The sequence below is a fragment of the Starkeya nomas genome (genome assembly GCF_902703545.1).
In the GTDB taxonomy this organism is placed as follows: Bacteria; Pseudomonadota; Alphaproteobacteria; order Rhizobiales; family Xanthobacteraceae; genus Ancylobacter; species Ancylobacter moscoviensis.
This window is the reverse complement of the sequence record NZ_CACSAS010000001.1, coordinates 2,602,371-2,617,624: the sequence shown is the minus strand read 5'-3', so window position 1 is coordinate 2,617,624 and position 15,254 is coordinate 2,602,371. Positions and strand designations below refer to the sequence as shown.

Sequence of the window (15,254 nt, the reverse complement as noted above, 5' to 3'; positions counted from 1 at the left end):
AGTCCCGCCGCCGGTGATCGTCAGGTCCGGTACTTCTTGGTCAGCGCGTCGATGGCGGAGATGCCGTTATGGCCCTCGGCATTGCCCTGCGCTGCCAGCGCCCGGAAGATGCGCTCGGCCGAGCGCAGGTCGCGAATCTTGTAGTAGGACCAGGCGCGCAGCACCATCAGATCCTGCTGTTCGGGGGCGATGCGGGAGCGTTCGTCGAGTGCGATGATAGCTTCCACGTAGCGCTCGTCCTTGTAGGCGGCGAGCGCGCGCTGGGCGAGGAGGTCGCCGCTGAGCTGGACCGAACGGCGCGGATTCTGCGGCGCCTCGAGCGCGGCGGCCTGGGCGCGGTTGGTCATGCCGAGGCGCAGATAGGCGAGCGACTTGCCGTAGGCGGCGTCCTCGGCGACGCGGCCGGTGCCGCGGGCGAGACCCTCGTCGAATGCCCGGACCGCTTCCATCGGCCGGTCGAGGTCGAGCAGCCTCCAGCCACGGGCAACGGCGCCGGCACCGCCGGAGGAGGCGGTCGCGCCCACCTCGGTGCTGCCGGTGCGGGCGACCGAGCGCGAGACCGGACGGCGGCGCGGCGTCGGCGGCACGTAGTCGGCGGCGGGATAGGAGGGCTGGGCCGCGTAGGAAGCCTGCGCCACCGGTTGCGCCGGCGCTGCCGGCAGGGCGGGGAACGGGATGCCGCTCTGATAGGGGGCGCCCTGATAGGCCAGCGGCGCGGCCGCATTGCCCGGCTGCGGGATCGGCTGGAACTGGGCCACCTGGCCGGCGGTCGGCACCGGCGCATACTGCGCGCCGCGCACATAGCCACGCGCGCTCTGCGGGCCGAGGGTCGGCACGCCGACCGGCGGGGGCTGCCGCGTGGGTGGCGGGGTCAGGCGGTTGGCGGCGGCGACGAGCGGATCGAGGCGCAGCCCGCCGAGCGTCTGCGTCTGCGCGTTGCGCGCTTCCAGACGGGCGCGGACGACCGGATCGACCAGCGCGACGATGCGCTCGGAGCGCTGACCCCAGCTCTGCACCATGGCGTTGAGGCGCGCGACGTCGCCGAGACGCCAGAAGGTGAGCGAGAGGCCGTAGGCGGAGGGCTCGTCGTTCGGATCCCAGTTGAGGGCGGTCTCGAACCAGGACTGGGCGGTGACGATCTGCCCGGTGTTGTAGGCGTACCAGCCGAGGCCCTGGGCACCCGGCACGTATTTGTCGCGCATCACCACGGGGCTGAAGCGCGTGAGCACGATCTCGTCGAGCACCGGCGGCGGATCGGCGGTGAGCAGCGCGATGACGACGTCGAGATAGGCCTTGTTGTTCTCCGGCGCGGCGTCGCGCCACTCGAAGGCGATCGGCTCGGCCTCGAGCGAGCGGCCGAGGAAGTTCAGCGCCAGCACATAGCCTTCGGCCGACTTGGCGCCGCCCTTGCGGTCGAGCGCCAGCTTGAACCATTCGAGCGCGCGGGTCGCCTCGTCGTGACGGAACAGGTACCAGCCGAGCAGCAGCGGGTCGCCGGGCGTCGTGCCCTTGCGCGCCAGCTCCTCCATCCGCTTGATGTCGTCGGCGGGCACCGTGTACTCGGGGTTCTCGGCGGCATGCCCCATGCGGCGGCGAATGAGATCGTCGCGCAGCGCGGCGAATTCGGGATTGCCGGCGGCGTCCTTGCGCTCGAGCTTGAGCAGGCTCTGGATCTGCTCGTCGGACAGCAGCGGCATCGCCTTCTGCACCGTCGCCAGCCGCTCGGCCGCGTCGTTACAGTTGTTCAGGATGTAAGTGTAGGCGTCGATCGCCCGCGGCGGCTGGTCAGTCTTGGTGAAGGCCTCGGCGACGCGCCAGAGAATGTCGATGTTCGGGCAGGTCAACAGGCCCGGCGTCTCGGTGGCGAGGCGCAGCACGGTGTTCCACTGCTCGGCGTCGGAGGCGTTGATCAGCCGCCGGCGGCTTTCCGATTCATTGAGCCGGGCGAGCAGGTCGGCCGGCGGCTGCCAGGACGGGTCGGCGGACTGGCGGGTGGCGATGGCGCTGCGCACGTCGCTGTACTTGCCTTCGGCATACAGCTTCCACATGCGCTGGAGTTCGACGTCGGTCTGCGGGCCGAACAGGTCGTCGGGCGGCGACCAGTCCGGGTACAGCGCGCGCAGGCGCGCGATCTCGGCTTCCAGGCGGCGGGTGTCGCCCTGCGAGGCGAAATAGCGGAGAGCGGTCTCGTCGACCTTGGCGCGGGCGGTATTGCCGGCATCGGTTTTGCGGCCGCTGCCGGGGAGCTCTATCTGTTGACCAATCGCGGGAACGACGGCTCCCCCGAGCATGAGCAACAGAATGGCTCTCTTCAAAGACATTTCGGATATCGCTCCGCGATCAGCGCCCAGCCCAACAAATACAACGTCGACGGATAGTAGAGCGTCGGCTCAAACCGTCGTAGATCGGCGGGGATCGGGGTGGCGTTCAGGGCGCACGCGAGGACCGCGCCGAGCATGCGATAGCCCGGGTCGGTAAGCTGCGTAAGCGCGCGTCCGGTCGGGATGTCGACGATCGCCGGGGTGCCCCCATTGTCGATCAGCCAGTTCCGCCGGAAGGGTTCCTGTAATGCCGTGTTCTCGATCCCTGCTCTCAAAAGGTAAAGAGATATCCTTAATGAATTGTAACCAAAGACCGGCGGAAAGCCCTCCGCCACGGTAACCGGCTTGCCCGCGGGGGCTGAAATCCAGTCGGGCGGCAGTCGAGCCGGGCCGAGCTGCGCGATGCTCAGGAGTTCCAGCCCCGTATTGGCCACGCCCGCCCAGTCGTACTCCGGCGCAAGGCGCGTCATGACCGGGAACGTCTCGAATATCCAGTAGGACAGATTCAGTATCGGCCCGTCCTTGCGCTCGCTGGCAGAGAAGCCGGAAATCCCCGGAAGCAGCAGGAGCCGAGAGCCGTCCTTTACGATGAGTTTCTGTCCGACGGCGCGCGCGATCTTCTTCGCGGAATCGATATAGGCTTGCTGGTTCCACGCCAACCCTGCCCTTGCGAGGGCATAGGCGATCAACAAATCCCCGTCGCTCGCCGCATTTACGTCGGTGACACGAGGTGTAGAATTGGGATCCCAGCGCCATGCTGCAAGTCCGTCATCGCGAATCAGCAACTCGGTACGCGTAAAACTCCATATGCGTTCAAAGTTGCTTCTGTCACCTGCTAAATACGCCAGCAGCATGCCATAGCCCTGACCCTCGCTATGGCTGATGCCGCCATTGGCGCTGTCGACGACCCGTCCGCTCTCGTCGACGAAGCGCGCCATATAGCTGTTCCACGCCTCCATCGGGATCGGCGTGGCGGTCTGGGCGGTGGTGGGGGAGGCCATGGAAAGCGCTCCGCAGGCAAGCAGGGCGAGGCCGGCGAGCCACCTTCCGATCATGTGGGCCGCCCCAGCCGGCGAAGCAGCAGGGCGGTGGCGATGCCAAGGATGGTGCCGGCGATGATCAGCATCAACGCGTAGGGCACGATGTTGATCGACAGCCAGTTGGCCGCGATCATGCGGAAATTGGCGAAGGACAGCGGCTGGGTGAGAATGAACCGGAAGCTGCGGATGTCGCGCCGGTCGATCTCGCCCGAGGCCACCTGATAGGCGACCGCCTGGCCGCCGACGCGGTTCCACACGCTCTCGGAGGTGAAGCGGGTCATCGCGGTGGCGAGGGCTTCCGGCGTACGGCCGGCCACCAGTGTCCAGGCGGAGGAACCGGAGGGGCTCGTGCCCTGCGCCATCAGCACCGAGGTGCGCGGCGGCGGCTCGTAGAAGGTACGCCCCTCCTGGATGCGGAAGGAGGCGAAGTTGATCGAGAAGGTGCGTTCCAGCCAGCCTTCGAAGCCTTCCAGCAGGCCGTAGACATTCGTGCGGCCCTGCACGTTGTCGCGCCAGCGCTGGTAGATTTCCGGCGTGTTCTCGCTCGACGGCGGCACGGGCGCGAGCGCCGGGTCTTCGCCGGCCTGGCGCTTGCGGAAGCGTTCGAGGACGTTGTCGTATTCCTCGCTACCGGAATTGGGGACGTCGTCGCCGCTGGCCGAGACGACCCAGTTGGAGCGGGCCGATTCCGCCACGCCCACCTGATCGAGCACGCTGGACGAAACGTGGTCGATGCCGCCCACGAAGATCGCGTTCCGGTTGCCGAGCGTCGCCGAGGCGGGCGCGGCGTCGATCGGCAGCGGCGCGCCGTTGGAGAGCGCGAGGCGCGACATCAGCGTGCCGGCCGCCGAGAGCGTGGAGGAATCCTGGCGCGCCAGCACGACGGCGAGCGGGTTGTCGTCGAGATTGTAGGGGAAGGAATTGGCGGAGAACGCCGCCAGATCCGGCAGCCGCCCGATGCGGGCGAAGTTGCCGATCGAGAACTCGGTGGAATCGAACAGCACGAAGCGGTTTTCGGCCGGCAGCGTGGCGCCGGGCAAGCAGCGCGCGTCGGACTCGGTATCGAGCACGATCTCCAGCCAGACGCGGTTCACACCGGGGCGGAAGTTGCGCAGCGGGATCTGCATCGGCTCGTTCTGGAACAGGCCGCCGCCGCTCTTGGTGATCGGCAGGTTGGAGGCGATCTGCTCGTTCACATAGACGTCGACATGGCTGCCGGGGCGGACCGCCGCGGTGAAGGCGGCATCGAGCGACAGGCGGGCATGGCCATAAGCCTGGGCGTAGAAGTCCGCCGGCAGGGCGATCTGGAACTCCACGCGGAAGCGTCGGCCGGAGAATTCCTGCGTGGCGACGCCGAGATCGGCGAGCCGCACGCTACGCGCGCTGCTGAACAGCGGCGCGTTCGGGGCGAAATAGGGCGCGGTGTTGACCGCGTCGGTCTGCGCGATGGAGATCGCGTTCAGCCGGTCGATGGCACGGTCGACATCTGTCGGCGTGGGGCCGGAGATTACCAGCGTCGGCGCCCCGAGGCGCTCGTCCTCGATCAGGCTGGTGATCGGGCGCAGCCGCGCCTCGTTCGGCATCGAGGCCATGAGCCGGGGCAGTTCGGAAGCGGTGCCGACGACGACGGTGAGCCCGCCATTGGGCGTCGGGCCGATCTGGCCTTCCGCCACCGAGACCGACGGGTTGGGGAACTGCCCGCGCACCGCCAGCCCCTGCACCACGCGCAGCACGCGGGCGCTGCCGCCGCCTTCGATGGGGCCGGGAGTCACGACGCGGATCGGCGTCACGCCGTTCTGATCGAAGCCGATGGAGGCGAGGTTGTCGAGGCCGCCGGAGAGCGGCGGACGGCCGCCGGTGAAGGAGATGCCGGTGCCCTCGTTGTTGATCTCGGTCCATAGCTCGTAGGTCGCGGTGACCGCGCAATCGGTGCGGTGGCGCTGCACGACGTCGATGCGCACGAGATTGGCGCCGGCGCGCAGCGTTCCACGCGGGATCGGCACCTCGAAATGCGAAGGCTCCTGCGAGGAGGCGATGGGACGCTCGATCACCGACTGGCCGTTGATGCTGACGCGGATGCGCGAGGTTTCCGGCATCACCACGACGGCACTGAGATAGCTCAGCAGGAAGCTGGCCTGGCGGTTCGCTTCCTCTTGCGTCGCCTGGAACACCCAGGCGCGCGAGGCGATCTCGCCGGCGAAGATCATCCGCCGCTGCGGGACGATGAAGCGGTCCGGCCGGCGTGGCGCGGCCGGGGTGGCTTCTGCGGCCGGGACGAGATTTACGACCGGCGCGGGCTGGCCGGGCACCATCTGGAAGGGCGCGGCGGAAGGCGCGCTGGAGGGGGCGGGAGCCGGCGCGGCGGGGGCGACCGGCGTCGTCAGGGCGGGCTCCTCGACGGGAGCCGCGGGCGCCTGCGCGGTCGTGGCGGGCGGCGCGGTGTCCCACGAAGACGACGACGAGGGAGCCGGGGCGGGCGACAGCGGCGGCAGCGCCGGCGCGGTCACGACGGGGGCGCTGCCCCCGGCCAAACCGCTCGCCGCCGGCGGCGTCATCGGCACGGAGGCGGCCGGCGGGTTCGCCGGAGCGGGCGGGTTCTCCGACCCGCCATAGGAGGGGATCGGCGGCGTCATCGAGAAGCCGGTGCCTTGACCGGCGGAGGTCTGGGCGAAGGCCGGCGACAGGGCGGAACTGGCGAGCGGGCCCTGCGCGAGGGCCAGCGCGAGGCCGGCGGCGGCGAGGCGGGAGAGCGTGCGCATCGTCGTCATCCACGTTTGGCCGGCGCGAGGACCGGGCGACGGCGCCGCTCGCGCCAGAGTTTCTGCAGGTGGATCAGGTAGGAGAGGCCGCGGCCGGTCTGGAAGATCGCGGTGCGCACGAAGCGGATCGTTCCCATGAGGACGCCCGGATTGTTGCGGCGCGAATCCTGGAATTTCTTCCACTCGTCGGAGTTGGCGAAGATCAGGTCGGCGATCAGCCGGTAATGGAGAGGCTGGTCGGGCTGGAACTGGCAGCCGATCAGCACGTCGTCGTCGTTGCGTTCCACATTGCGGATGCCGACCGGCAGGCTGTCGACCGAGATGTTCGGCGCCAGCGGGCGGAAGCGCAGCAGGCCGACGGTTCCGCGCTCGAGATCGGGCAGCGTTACATTGGCGGCGGGGCGCACCCGCGCACCGCCCAGCGAGCCGTCCTCGATGATCGCGGGATAGGCGGTGCCGTTGAGCACCAGTTCGCCGCGCCGCGCGAGGTTCACGCGATGCGAGCGGCGGCGGTTGCGCCGCTCCGAGACGACGCCGAGCGCACAGCCCGCCAGCAGCAGGTTGAGCAGGTTCCAGCCGCCGACGACGATGATGACGTCCTGGTTGAACGGCTCGGTGAGCAGGCGCCAGATCGTCAGCAACGCGCCGACGATCAGCACGGCGAAGATGATGAAGAAGGGCCGGCCGATCTCCGACACATGGCCCTCCTCCATGGTCTCGTGCTTGGCCGTCACCTTGAAGGTGGGCTTGCGCGGGTTGGCGAGCACGGCGATCAGTGCCGGGAACAGGTAGATCGCCTGTATGTATTCGTAGAGTTCCGAGATCCACGGCCAGCGGTAGCGGCCGTAGAGGTAGTTCTGCATCAGCAGGTTCACCAGCATGTAGGTGGTGGTGTAGGCGAGGAACTCGGCACCGGAGGCGTTGAAGATCTCCAGCGAGAAGAACAGGTAGAACAGCGGCGAGATGAGGAACATCAGCCGCGAATAGGGAAACAGCCAGAACAGCGTGCTGGAACAGTAGCTGAGCCGCTGGGCGAGGGTGAGGCCGCGCTTGCCGGGCGGGAAGTGGAAGCGCAGGATCTGCATCATGCCCTGCGCCCAGCGCGAGCGCTGGCCGATGAAGCTGGCGTAGCTCTCCGGCTGCAGGCCGGCGATCATCGGCTTCTCGACATAGATCGAGTGCCAGCCGCGCGAATGCAGCTCGAGCGCGGTCTCGCAGTCCTCGGTGATGGTGACGCCGCTGAAGCCGTTGGTTTCGTTGAGCGCGCGCCGGCTCAGCACCGCGGCCGAGCCGCAGAAGAAGGCGGCATCCCACTTGTCGAGCCCGCGCTGGATGATGCCGTAGAACATCTCGTTCTCGGACGGCATCGTGTCGAAGGTGCCGAGGTTGCGTTCCAGCGGATCGGGATTGATGAAGAAGTGCGGCGTCTGCACCAGGAACAGGTTCTCGTCCTGGAGGAAATAGCCGACCGTATTGGTGAGGAAGTCGCGCGTCGGCGCGTGGTCGGCGTCGAACACCGCGACCAGTTCCGCCTGCGAATGCTGGAGGCCGTTGTTCAGGTTGCCGGCCTTGGCGTGCTCATTCTTCGCACGGGTGAGGTAGCGGGCGCCGAGGCCGGCGCAGAGTTCCTGGAGTTCGGCTCGGCGCTTTACGGCCGCCGCGGCCTGGACGTGGTCGTCCTGCTCGCATTTCTGGTCGGTGCCGCCGTCGTCGAGCAGCCAGACGGTGAACTTGTCCGCGGGGTAATCCATGCTCAGCGCCGCCGAGATGGTCGAGGCGAGCAGGTGCGGGTCTTCGTTATAGGTCGGGATGAAGACGTCGACGGAGGGAACCTGATCGGCCGGAATCGGCGGTGCGCTGCGCTCCGGCATCGGCGCGGAGACGACGAACAGACTGAGGAACAGCATGAAGACGCTGTACATCTCGGCGAGATACAGCAGGAAACCCGGGATGAAATCTTCGATCTGCGTTATCGGCGGAATGGTGCTGGTGGTGCGCCAGTAGACGTAGCGCAGCACGATGGCGGTGCCGAGCGCCAGGGCGACGGTGCGTAGCGGGCCGACGGGCGGGCCGAACATCTTGAGCAGGATCATCGCGACGACCACGATGCAACCGGCGATAAGATGAGCCTGCAGGCTGATCGGTAGTGTGATCAAGAACACCACGACCAGGGACGCGATAGCCCACAGAACGGCGATCCATGCTTTGCGCATCGACTTTCCTGTCTCGTCCAATCCCGGTGACGTCGGGATTCTGATAATGGGCAGAAGTTGAAAAAACCTATCTAAAATCGAATTAAGGGGTGATTTGTTCGATTCCAAGCGCCAGCTGTGCAGGGTAAAGTCATTTTATACAAGTGATTCGGCGTTGTTCAGACTGCGATTGAGGGCTGTCGTGGTCTGGGCGCGCTTATCCGCCAGCGCGAGTGTTTGAAGGGGCCATGACGGGACGGACCACGCGCAAATCTCTCTCCGTGTGCCTGGTCGCGTCCGTTGCCCTTCTGGCGGCGGGCTGCGGCGTTTATCCTTGGCGCGGACAGGATCCGAAGGTGGCAAACCTTGCCAAGGAGGTGGAGGTCGCCGACGCTCTGGTGCTGCCGGAGCCCGGTTCGACCCCGCCTGTGGTGGCGGTGGTGCAGACCACCTACCTCAACGCCATCGAGCAGGAGATCATCCTCGGGACCAACTCCCATTCGCGCGGGCAGAACGCGATCTACACCGTCTTCTTCGGGCCGGTGAAGGAACGCACCGGCTGGGAGAACCTGCGGGCGGACGATTTTCTCAACGAAGAAGTCGTCGAGCAGGAAATGCTTGATCGCATGCCCGGCGTATCGATGTACGTCTCGAATTACTTCGTCCAGAACCGTTATGGGCCGTTCAACTACGCGATCGGCAATGCCGGCGGTGGCGAGCTGTGCATCTATGGCTGGCAGCGCATCCAGTCGCAGGTGCCGATGAATTTCTTCCTGCGCGACCGTGGCGTGCTCTCCATCCGGCTGCGCCTGTGCCAGATCGGCGCCAGCGAGCAGGACCTCCTGCGCGTGATGTACCGCTATTCGATCAACGGCTACTTCCTTCCCTATATCTGGCAGCCCTATGGCCGCCCGATGGGCGAGCCGGAAGGCCTCGGCCGCATTGGCGGGCCGCTCGCCTATCCGTCCGGCCTGCAGGGCGACGGTACGGTGCTGGACGGCTGGATGGGGCCCGAAGAGGCGAGTGCGCCGGTTTCGGCCGCTCCCGCGCCGCGCCGCCGCTCGCGCCCGCGCTATGGCAGCGCCGTGCCGCAGCCCGAGCCGGTTTATCAGTCGGGGCAGCCGCAGGGCAATCTCGTCGATCCCTATGAGGGGTATCCGCAGGTGCCCGGTCCCGCCGGCTCTGCGCAACTCGCCCCCTCCTCACGTGCGACGGTGATTCAGGGTTCGCCGCCGCCCGGCGCCGTGGTCGATCAGGCGCCGGCGCGGCCGGTCCAGTCGGCGACGCAGAATTCTCCCTTCTCCACGCCGCCGATCCTGCCCGGCGTACCGCCGGTGTCGACCCCGTCGACGAGCGGTTCCGGTTCGGTCGGAGATCCCGTCCGGCTGGTGCCGGGTGCGGGCAGCTATCCCTCGCCGGCGCAATAGGAAGCGTCAGGTCGGCGGCTCAGGAGGCGGCGAGGCGGCGTGCGCGTCCACGCTTGCGGACCGCCCTGAGGGCAGCCAGCAGCGGCCTTTCCACCGTCACCAGAAAGAGCTGGCCGAGCGCCAGCGTGGCGAGCCCAGTGGCGATGAACAGCCCGGCGAGGGCGACCGGCGACAGCGGCGCGAAGGCGGCGAAGATCGCGGAGGCCGGCGCCACGATCAGCGGCACGTGCACGAGATAGATCGGGAAGGACAATTCCCCGAGCCGCTGCAGCGGTGCCGTCTCGAAGAAGCGGCGCACCGGAGGGGTGATCAGCACCGCTATGAGCGTGAGGATCGCGCCGGCCTGCCGCGCGCCATCGGCGCCAAGCCAGGAGGCCAGCGTCGGCAACAGGCCGTCGCCGCCGGCATGGCCGGGCATCGTGGCACCGAGAACGAGCCCCGCGATGCCGGCGGCCGTGCCGCCCGTCGCATGGTCGCGCAGCCGACCGCGCGCTTCATGCACCAGCGCGCCGCCGCAGAAGGCGGAGAGGTAGAACAGCCCCAGTGCTGCGAAGCCGACGAGGCCGGCCGCCATGGCGAGCGGCCGGGCGCGGCCCTTCAGCACGGCATAGGAACCGTAGATGAGGATGGAGCCCAGGAACTCCGCCTGCATCGTCCAGAGTGGGTTGTTGAAGCGGGTCGTGCCGTTCAGGAAGACACCGACGGCGCCCTCCCAGATCGCCTGTCCGAGCGGGGGAATCGGCGGCTGGTAGGTCCAGCGGAACCAGGGGCTGGCGCTGATCGCCTGCGCGTCGCGCGCGGCATCAGGGAAGCCGGTGAGCCATGCCCAGGCGAGGATGGAGGAGGCCAGCGCGGGCACGCCGAGGCGCAGATAGCGCAGACCGATCGCCAGCGGCGCGGCGCGCGGGCCCGTCGGCGCCGAGGCGGCCAGCACGAAGCCGGAGAGAACGAAGAACACCGCGACCGCGAAATGGCCGTTCCAGAACACGGCGAGCGGCGTGTCGAAAAGCGAGAAGCTGGTCCGTGCCTTGTCGGCGAAGCGGCCGGGCGTGAAAGCGTAGAAGAAATGGAACGCCACCACCGCGCAGGCGGCGACGCCGCGCAGCCCGTCGAGGCACGTCACGCGGCCGGGCGCCGCCGGAGCCTGCGGAAGGAGGGCGGCGGGCTGCGGCATCGGTGCTCTCGATGCGGAATAGGGTGGAGATTGGGGAAGGGGCAGCCGGCATTGCCGGGCCCGGAATTATCCGGCCACGAATCGCCTCAGGACGGCGCGTGGCCGGATAGTCGGGTCACTTGTCGGCGGAAAGGGTCGCGACTTCACGCCCGCCATTCATCTTCTTGAGCTCGTTGACGTAATCCTCCGGCACCAGCAGGTGCCAGGGCGTCTTGAGGCCCATGAAGCTGGCGATCTGGCCGATGAACCAGGTGCAGTTGGTGGTCGTCGCGTTCCAGAACGGCGTGTTCTTCTGCAGCTTCTGGATATAGGCGAAGACCTTCGGCGCGTCCTCCTCGGAGAGATAGACGCGGTAATTCGCCGTCAGATACTGCTCGTCGAGATCGCCATAGCTGGCCCCGGTTTCGGACGGCACCGGCATCATGTGCCCGAGCACATAGGGAACCGGGCTGTCGGTGGCGGGATGCAGGCCGGCGACCTCCACCTCACGCTGGGTCGACTTGCCGAACCAGATGAAGGCATGGCCGTAGGAAGCCGCGGTGCGCGCGCGGAAATCCACATAATAGGGACCCGGAGCCGCCGGCGTGGCGGTTGCGGCCGTTGTGGCGCCCTGGGCGGAGTTCTTCGCCGTGGCGGCGGGCTTCGGCTTGGCAGCCGGCTTCTGGCCGGTCGTGCTTTCCGCCGGCGTGGCGTTGGCGCTGTCGATAATGGCAGCCGCCGGGCCGAGGCCGGCGAAAAACGCCGTGAACGCACAAAGCGCCACTGCGGCGCAGTGGCGCTTTGCATTTATCGGGAGCATTTTCATGCCAACACCTTGTCGCTTCTCGATCCGAACGCGTGCAGGAACGAGCCCGCCGCGGTCATGTCAAGCACGACGCGACATCGAGGTGCGGGCTCGATGCCCAATCAGCCCTTGGTGTAGATCGGCTCGGGAGCCTTGCCAACCGGCGCCTTGCCGATCGGGGCCTTGCCGATGGGGGCAGCGGTTTCCTGAACCGGCTCCGGACGGGGGAGGTCGGCGGCCAGCGCAGCGCCCACCATGAGGAGCGACGCGGAAGCGACGAGCAGAGACTTGAGCATGCGCAATTACCTTCTATTGCGAGACGAAGAGCGGGCCGTCGGCGGAACCGAGGTCTTCAAGACTGAAAATAGCCGTTCCTGAGCACACGTGCAATTGAACGCGGTTCGCCGCGCCGGTTGTATCTCGACTTTTCGGGTACTGTTGCAAAAATGGCGCGAAAACTCTGTCGGTGCGGTACGTCATGCCCGCCGATGCGGCGAGGCCTCCGCAATTCTGGTATCACCCGACCATCATCGTTCGCAGGGGCTGGACCATGTTGCGTTGGAAGTCTTTCTGCCTGGCCGTGATGGCTGCGCAGCTTCTTGTGCCCGCGAGCCTTCAGGCGCGTGAGACGGTGCCGTTCGACAAGCCGGAATACCGGCCGGGCACCATCGTCGTCAGCACGAAGGAGCGTCGGCTCTACCTCGTTCTCGGCCAGGGGCAGGCGCTTCGCTATCCTGTCGCGGTGGGCAAGCGCGGCAAGCAGTGGCAGGGGCAGGCGCGAATCGAACGCAAATATGTCGAGCCGGCCTGGTCGCCGCCCGACGAGATCAAGCGCGACAACCCGAAGCTGCCGGCCGTCATCGCCGGCGGAGCGCCGGACAACCCGATGGGCGCGCGCGCCATGACGCTCACCGGCGGCGGGCAGTATGCGATCCACGGCACCAACCGGCCGCGCTCGATCGGCACCTTCGCCTCCTATGGCTGCGTGCGCATGCACAATGACGACATCATCGATCTCTACGGCCGCGTCGGCGTCGGCACACCGGTGGTGATGCTGCCCTGAGGCTTCGCCTGCGTGGCTCCATCCACCGCGACCGAGATATGAAAAAGGCCCGCTCTCCGGCGGGCCTTTTCTGCATCGGCGAGGCGCCCCGCGCATGGTGGGGGCGAATCGTGGCGAGGCTAGTCGGCCTTGTCGGCCACCGGCATGGAGCGGACCGCTGCCCCACCGGCGCTCTTGGCCGCCGCGCGCGGGCGCAGCGTGTCGGTCTTGTCCTCGGGGCGCGGCTTGCGCGTCGCCATCGACTTGTCGACCGTGACGAGGCGCAGCACGTTGGTCGTGCCGGGAGTGGCGAAGGGCACGCCGGCGGTGATGGCGATCTTGTCGCCTTCCTTGGCGAAGCCATGCTCCACCGTGACCTGCGTCGCCTTGGTCGCCATTTCGCCGAAGGTGTGAATCTCTTCCGGCGCGTGCACGACATGCACGCCGTAGGACATCACCAGCCGGCGGGCGGTGGAGAGCTGGCTGGCGATGCCGACGATCGGGATGCGCGGGCGCTCGCGCGCCGCGTGCAGCGTCGTCGTGCCGGAAAGCGTATAGGTGACGATGGCGGCGGCATCGATCGACAGGGCGGCCTGATAGGCGGCCTGCGTCACCGCGTCGGCGACCGAATGGCCGGCGTCCGGACGCTGCGATTCGATGATGGCGCGGTAGCCGGGATCGCGCTCCACCTGCTTGATGATCTGGTCCATCATCGCCACCGCCTCGACCGGATACTGGCCGGCGGCGCTCTCGGCCGAGAGCATTACCGCATCGGCACCGTCATAGACGGCGGTGGCGACGTCGGATACCTCGGCGCGGGTCGGCACCGGGGCGCTGATCATCGATTCCAGCATCTGCGTCGCCACGATCACCGGCTTGCCGAGGCGGCGGGATTCGCGGATCACGCGCTTCTGCAGCGCCGGAATCTCGGGAAGCGACAGCTCCACGCCGAGGTCGCCGCGCGCCACCATGATGCTGTCGGAGAGCTCGGTGAGGCGGGTGAGGTGCTCGACCGCCTGCGGCTTCTCCAGCTTGAGGTTCACCTGCGCGCGGCCCTGGATCAGCTCCTTGGCCTCGATCACGTCTTCGGGGCGCTGCACGAAGGAGAGGGCGATCCATTCCACGCCGAGGTCGAGCGCGAAGAACAGGTCGGAGCGGTCCTTGTCGGTGAGAGCCGAGACCGGCAGCAGCACGTCGGGGACGTTGAAACCCTTGTTGTTGGAAAGCTTGTTGCCGGCGATGACCTCGGCCTCGATATAGCCGTTGCCTTTCTTGACGACGCGCACACGCACCTTGCCGTCGTCCAGCAGCACGGTCGAGCCCTCGTGCAGGGCCTCGAGGATTTCCGGGTGCGGGATCGGCACGCGCTTCTCGTCGCCCGGCGCCGTGTCGGTGTCGAAGCGGATGGTGGTGCCGGCGGTGAGATTGATGAAGCCGTCGACGAAGCGGCCAAGACGCAGCTTCGGGCCCTGCAGGTCGGCGAGCACGCCGATCGGCCGGCCGACCTCCTTCTCCAGCGCGCGGACGGCGCCGAGCACGCGGCCATGGTTCTCCTGCGTGCCGTGGCTGAAGTTGAGCCGGAAGACGTCGACCCCGGCCTCGTAGAGGGCCTTGATCATCTCCGGGCTCGAAGATGCCGGTCCCAGCGTCGCCACGATCTTCGTTGCGCGTTCCCGCTTGCTTACCATGATTTCCTCCGTCGTGGCCCCAGCCGATGCAGGCACCGGCGCGTCCTCATATGAACGAAAAGAATGGCTGTGTCTTCCGGATGTTATCTTGCACCGCAGCGTGTCTCTTTCGCGACGCGGGGGATCACAAGCGCGTTCCGGAGGAAATAATACGGGATCGATTGGCGGGTCGATTTTCGGTGCGCCGGGCGTGCCGGAGTCGTGGAATTCGGCTTGCTGGCATGCGGAATTCTGTATACCAATATGGAAACGCACAGGATCAGGAAGGCGCGTCCTCGTCGCGGAGCCGGTGGATTTTTCCCCGCTTCCGGCGGTCATCCGGCCTGCCGGCGAACCGCCGGCCGCCATGACCCGGGAAGACGCCTCCAGAAAACAACCTGGCGAAGAATAACCGGCTAATGACCTTCGTGGGAGGAAGGCGATGCGCTTGGCGATAGTGAAGGAAGATCCGTCGGTCGAACTGCGCGTCGGGGGCACGCCCGACACGGTACGGCGTTATATTGGCCTTGGAGCTGAGGTTGTTGTGGCTTCGGGTGCTGGCCTGGCGTCCGGGATTGGCGACGGGGAGTATGAGGGAGCGGGGGCGAGCGTTGTCGGGGACGGCGCGGCGGCGGTGAAGGACGCGGACGTGGTGCTGGCGGTGCGGCGGCCTTCGGCGGCGGCGCTGAAGGGGGCGAAGCCGGGCGCGCTGGTGATCGCGATCAGGCACTCGGCAACATGGCGCCGGTCGAGTTCGCAATGAAATCCACGCTGGAAAAACAGGCCGCATGAGGCCACAAACGAAACCCAGGACTCTACCATAGACCGGAGGAGATTAGGGTCTCAGG

The 15,254-nt window shown here is 67.4% G+C and carries 11 protein-coding genes; 3 read left to right on the top strand and 8 right to left on the bottom strand.

Features of this window, described 5'->3' with window-relative positions; all coding sequences use genetic code 11:
- Nucleotides 1–20: 20 nt before the first annotated feature.
- Genes STARVERO_RS12650 through bcsA form a run of 4 tightly spaced genes read right to left on the bottom strand, consistent with a single transcriptional unit; the run spans nucleotide 21 to nucleotide 8,333 of the window.
- Nucleotides 21–2,321, bottom strand: a complete 2,301-nt coding sequence (locus STARVERO_RS12650) for a hypothetical protein (protein WP_159599160.1) — start codon at nucleotides 2,319–2,321, stop codon at nucleotides 21–23.
- Nucleotides 2,312–3,322 (bottom strand): family 8 glycosyl hydrolase, encoded by a 1,011-nt coding sequence (locus tag STARVERO_RS12645; protein ID WP_244616758.1) that lies wholly within the window; start codon nucleotides 3,320–3,322, stop codon nucleotides 2,312–2,314. The genes STARVERO_RS12650 and STARVERO_RS12645 overlap by 10 nt, the downstream gene beginning before the upstream one ends.
- Before the next feature lie 50 nt (nucleotides 3,323–3,372).
- Entirely contained in the window at nucleotides 3,373–6,120 is a 2,748-nt protein-coding gene (locus tag STARVERO_RS12640) for a cellulose biosynthesis cyclic di-GMP-binding regulatory protein BcsB (RefSeq protein WP_159599156.1), read from the bottom strand.
- Nucleotides 6,121–6,125: 5 nt separating this feature from the next.
- On the bottom strand, nucleotides 6,126–8,333 hold the full coding sequence (gene bcsA, locus STARVERO_RS12635) for a UDP-forming cellulose synthase catalytic subunit (RefSeq protein WP_144344608.1): 2,208 nt from the start codon (nucleotides 8,331–8,333) through the stop codon (nucleotides 6,126–6,128).
- Nucleotides 8,334–8,668: 335 nt separating this feature from the next.
- Here bcsA and bcsN point away from each other — a divergent pair, with 335 nt between their 5' ends.
- A complete protein-coding gene (gene bcsN, locus STARVERO_RS12630; protein WP_159599154.1) occupies nucleotides 8,669–9,739 on the top strand; it encodes a cellulose biosynthesis protein BcsN in 1,071 nt (356 codons plus the stop codon).
- A gap of 19 nt (nucleotides 9,740–9,758) precedes the next feature.
- On the opposite strand, the gene STARVERO_RS12625 is transcribed toward bcsN, so the two are convergent.
- From STARVERO_RS12625 to STARVERO_RS23375, 3 genes are all read right to left on the bottom strand, one after another.
- The gene (locus STARVERO_RS12625; RefSeq protein ID WP_159599152.1) at nucleotides 9,759–10,913 is read right to left on the bottom strand and encodes an acyltransferase family protein; all 1,155 of its coding nucleotides are present in this window, start codon (nucleotides 10,911–10,913) and stop codon (nucleotides 9,759–9,761) included.
- A gap of 115 nt (nucleotides 10,914–11,028) precedes the next feature.
- The gene (locus STARVERO_RS12620; RefSeq protein ID WP_159599150.1) at nucleotides 11,029–11,718 is read right to left on the bottom strand and encodes a hypothetical protein; all 690 of its coding nucleotides are present in this window, start codon (nucleotides 11,716–11,718) and stop codon (nucleotides 11,029–11,031) included.
- Nucleotides 11,719–11,819: 101 nt separating this feature from the next.
- The gene (locus STARVERO_RS23375) at nucleotides 11,820–11,993 is read right to left on the bottom strand and encodes a hypothetical protein (protein WP_186292032.1); all 174 of its coding nucleotides are present in this window, start codon (nucleotides 11,991–11,993) and stop codon (nucleotides 11,820–11,822) included.
- A gap of 254 nt (nucleotides 11,994–12,247) precedes the next feature.
- Here STARVERO_RS23375 and STARVERO_RS12615 point away from each other — a divergent pair, with 254 nt between their 5' ends.
- On the top strand, nucleotides 12,248–12,760 hold the full coding sequence (locus tag STARVERO_RS12615; RefSeq protein ID WP_144344612.1) for a L,D-transpeptidase: 513 nt from the start codon (nucleotides 12,248–12,250) through the stop codon (nucleotides 12,758–12,760).
- A 119-nt stretch (nucleotides 12,761–12,879) separates the two neighbouring features.
- Here the strand turns inward: STARVERO_RS12615 and pyk are convergent, their stop codons facing one another.
- Complete coding sequence (gene pyk / locus STARVERO_RS12610) at nucleotides 12,880–14,427, bottom strand: pyruvate kinase (protein ID WP_159599148.1); 1,548 nt, start codon at nucleotides 14,425–14,427, stop codon at nucleotides 12,880–12,882.
- Nucleotides 14,428–14,863: 436 nt separating this feature from the next.
- On the opposite strand from pyk, the gene STARVERO_RS12605 reads away from it, so the two are divergent.
- The gene (locus STARVERO_RS12605) at nucleotides 14,864–15,169 is read left to right on the top strand and encodes a hypothetical protein (protein WP_244616907.1); all 306 of its coding nucleotides are present in this window, start codon (nucleotides 14,864–14,866) and stop codon (nucleotides 15,167–15,169) included.
- Nucleotides 15,170–15,254: the final 85 nt, after the last annotated feature.

Bases quoted from the DNA above. Each gene is read 5' to 3' on its own strand.
- STARVERO_RS12615 (WP_144344612.1), top strand. From the start codon at position 12,248: ATGTTGCGTTGGAAGTCTTTCTGCCTGGCCGTGATGGCTGCGCAGCTT.
- STARVERO_RS12625 (WP_159599152.1), bottom strand. From the start codon at position 10,913: ATGCCGCAGCCCGCCGCCCTCCTTCCGCAGGCTCCGGCGGCGCCCGGC.
- STARVERO_RS12650 (WP_159599160.1), bottom strand. From the start codon at position 2,321: ATGTCTTTGAAGAGAGCCATTCTGTTGCTCATGCTCGGGGGAGCCGTC.
- STARVERO_RS12645 (WP_244616758.1), bottom strand. From the start codon at position 3,322: ATGGCCTCCCCCACCACCGCCCAGACCGCCACGCCGATCCCGATGGAG.
- STARVERO_RS23375 (WP_186292032.1), bottom strand. From the start codon at position 11,993: ATGCTCAAGTCTCTGCTCGTCGCTTCCGCGTCGCTCCTCATGGTGGGC.
- bcsA (WP_144344608.1), bottom strand. From the start codon at position 8,333: ATGCGCAAAGCATGGATCGCCGTTCTGTGGGCTATCGCGTCCCTGGTC.
- STARVERO_RS12620 (WP_159599150.1), bottom strand. From the start codon at position 11,718: ATGAAAATGCTCCCGATAAATGCAAAGCGCCACTGCGCCGCAGTGGCG.
- pyk (WP_159599148.1), bottom strand. From the start codon at position 14,427: ATGGTAAGCAAGCGGGAACGCGCAACGAAGATCGTGGCGACGCTGGGA.
- STARVERO_RS12640 (WP_159599156.1), bottom strand. From the start codon at position 6,120: ATGCGCACGCTCTCCCGCCTCGCCGCCGCCGGCCTCGCGCTGGCCCTC.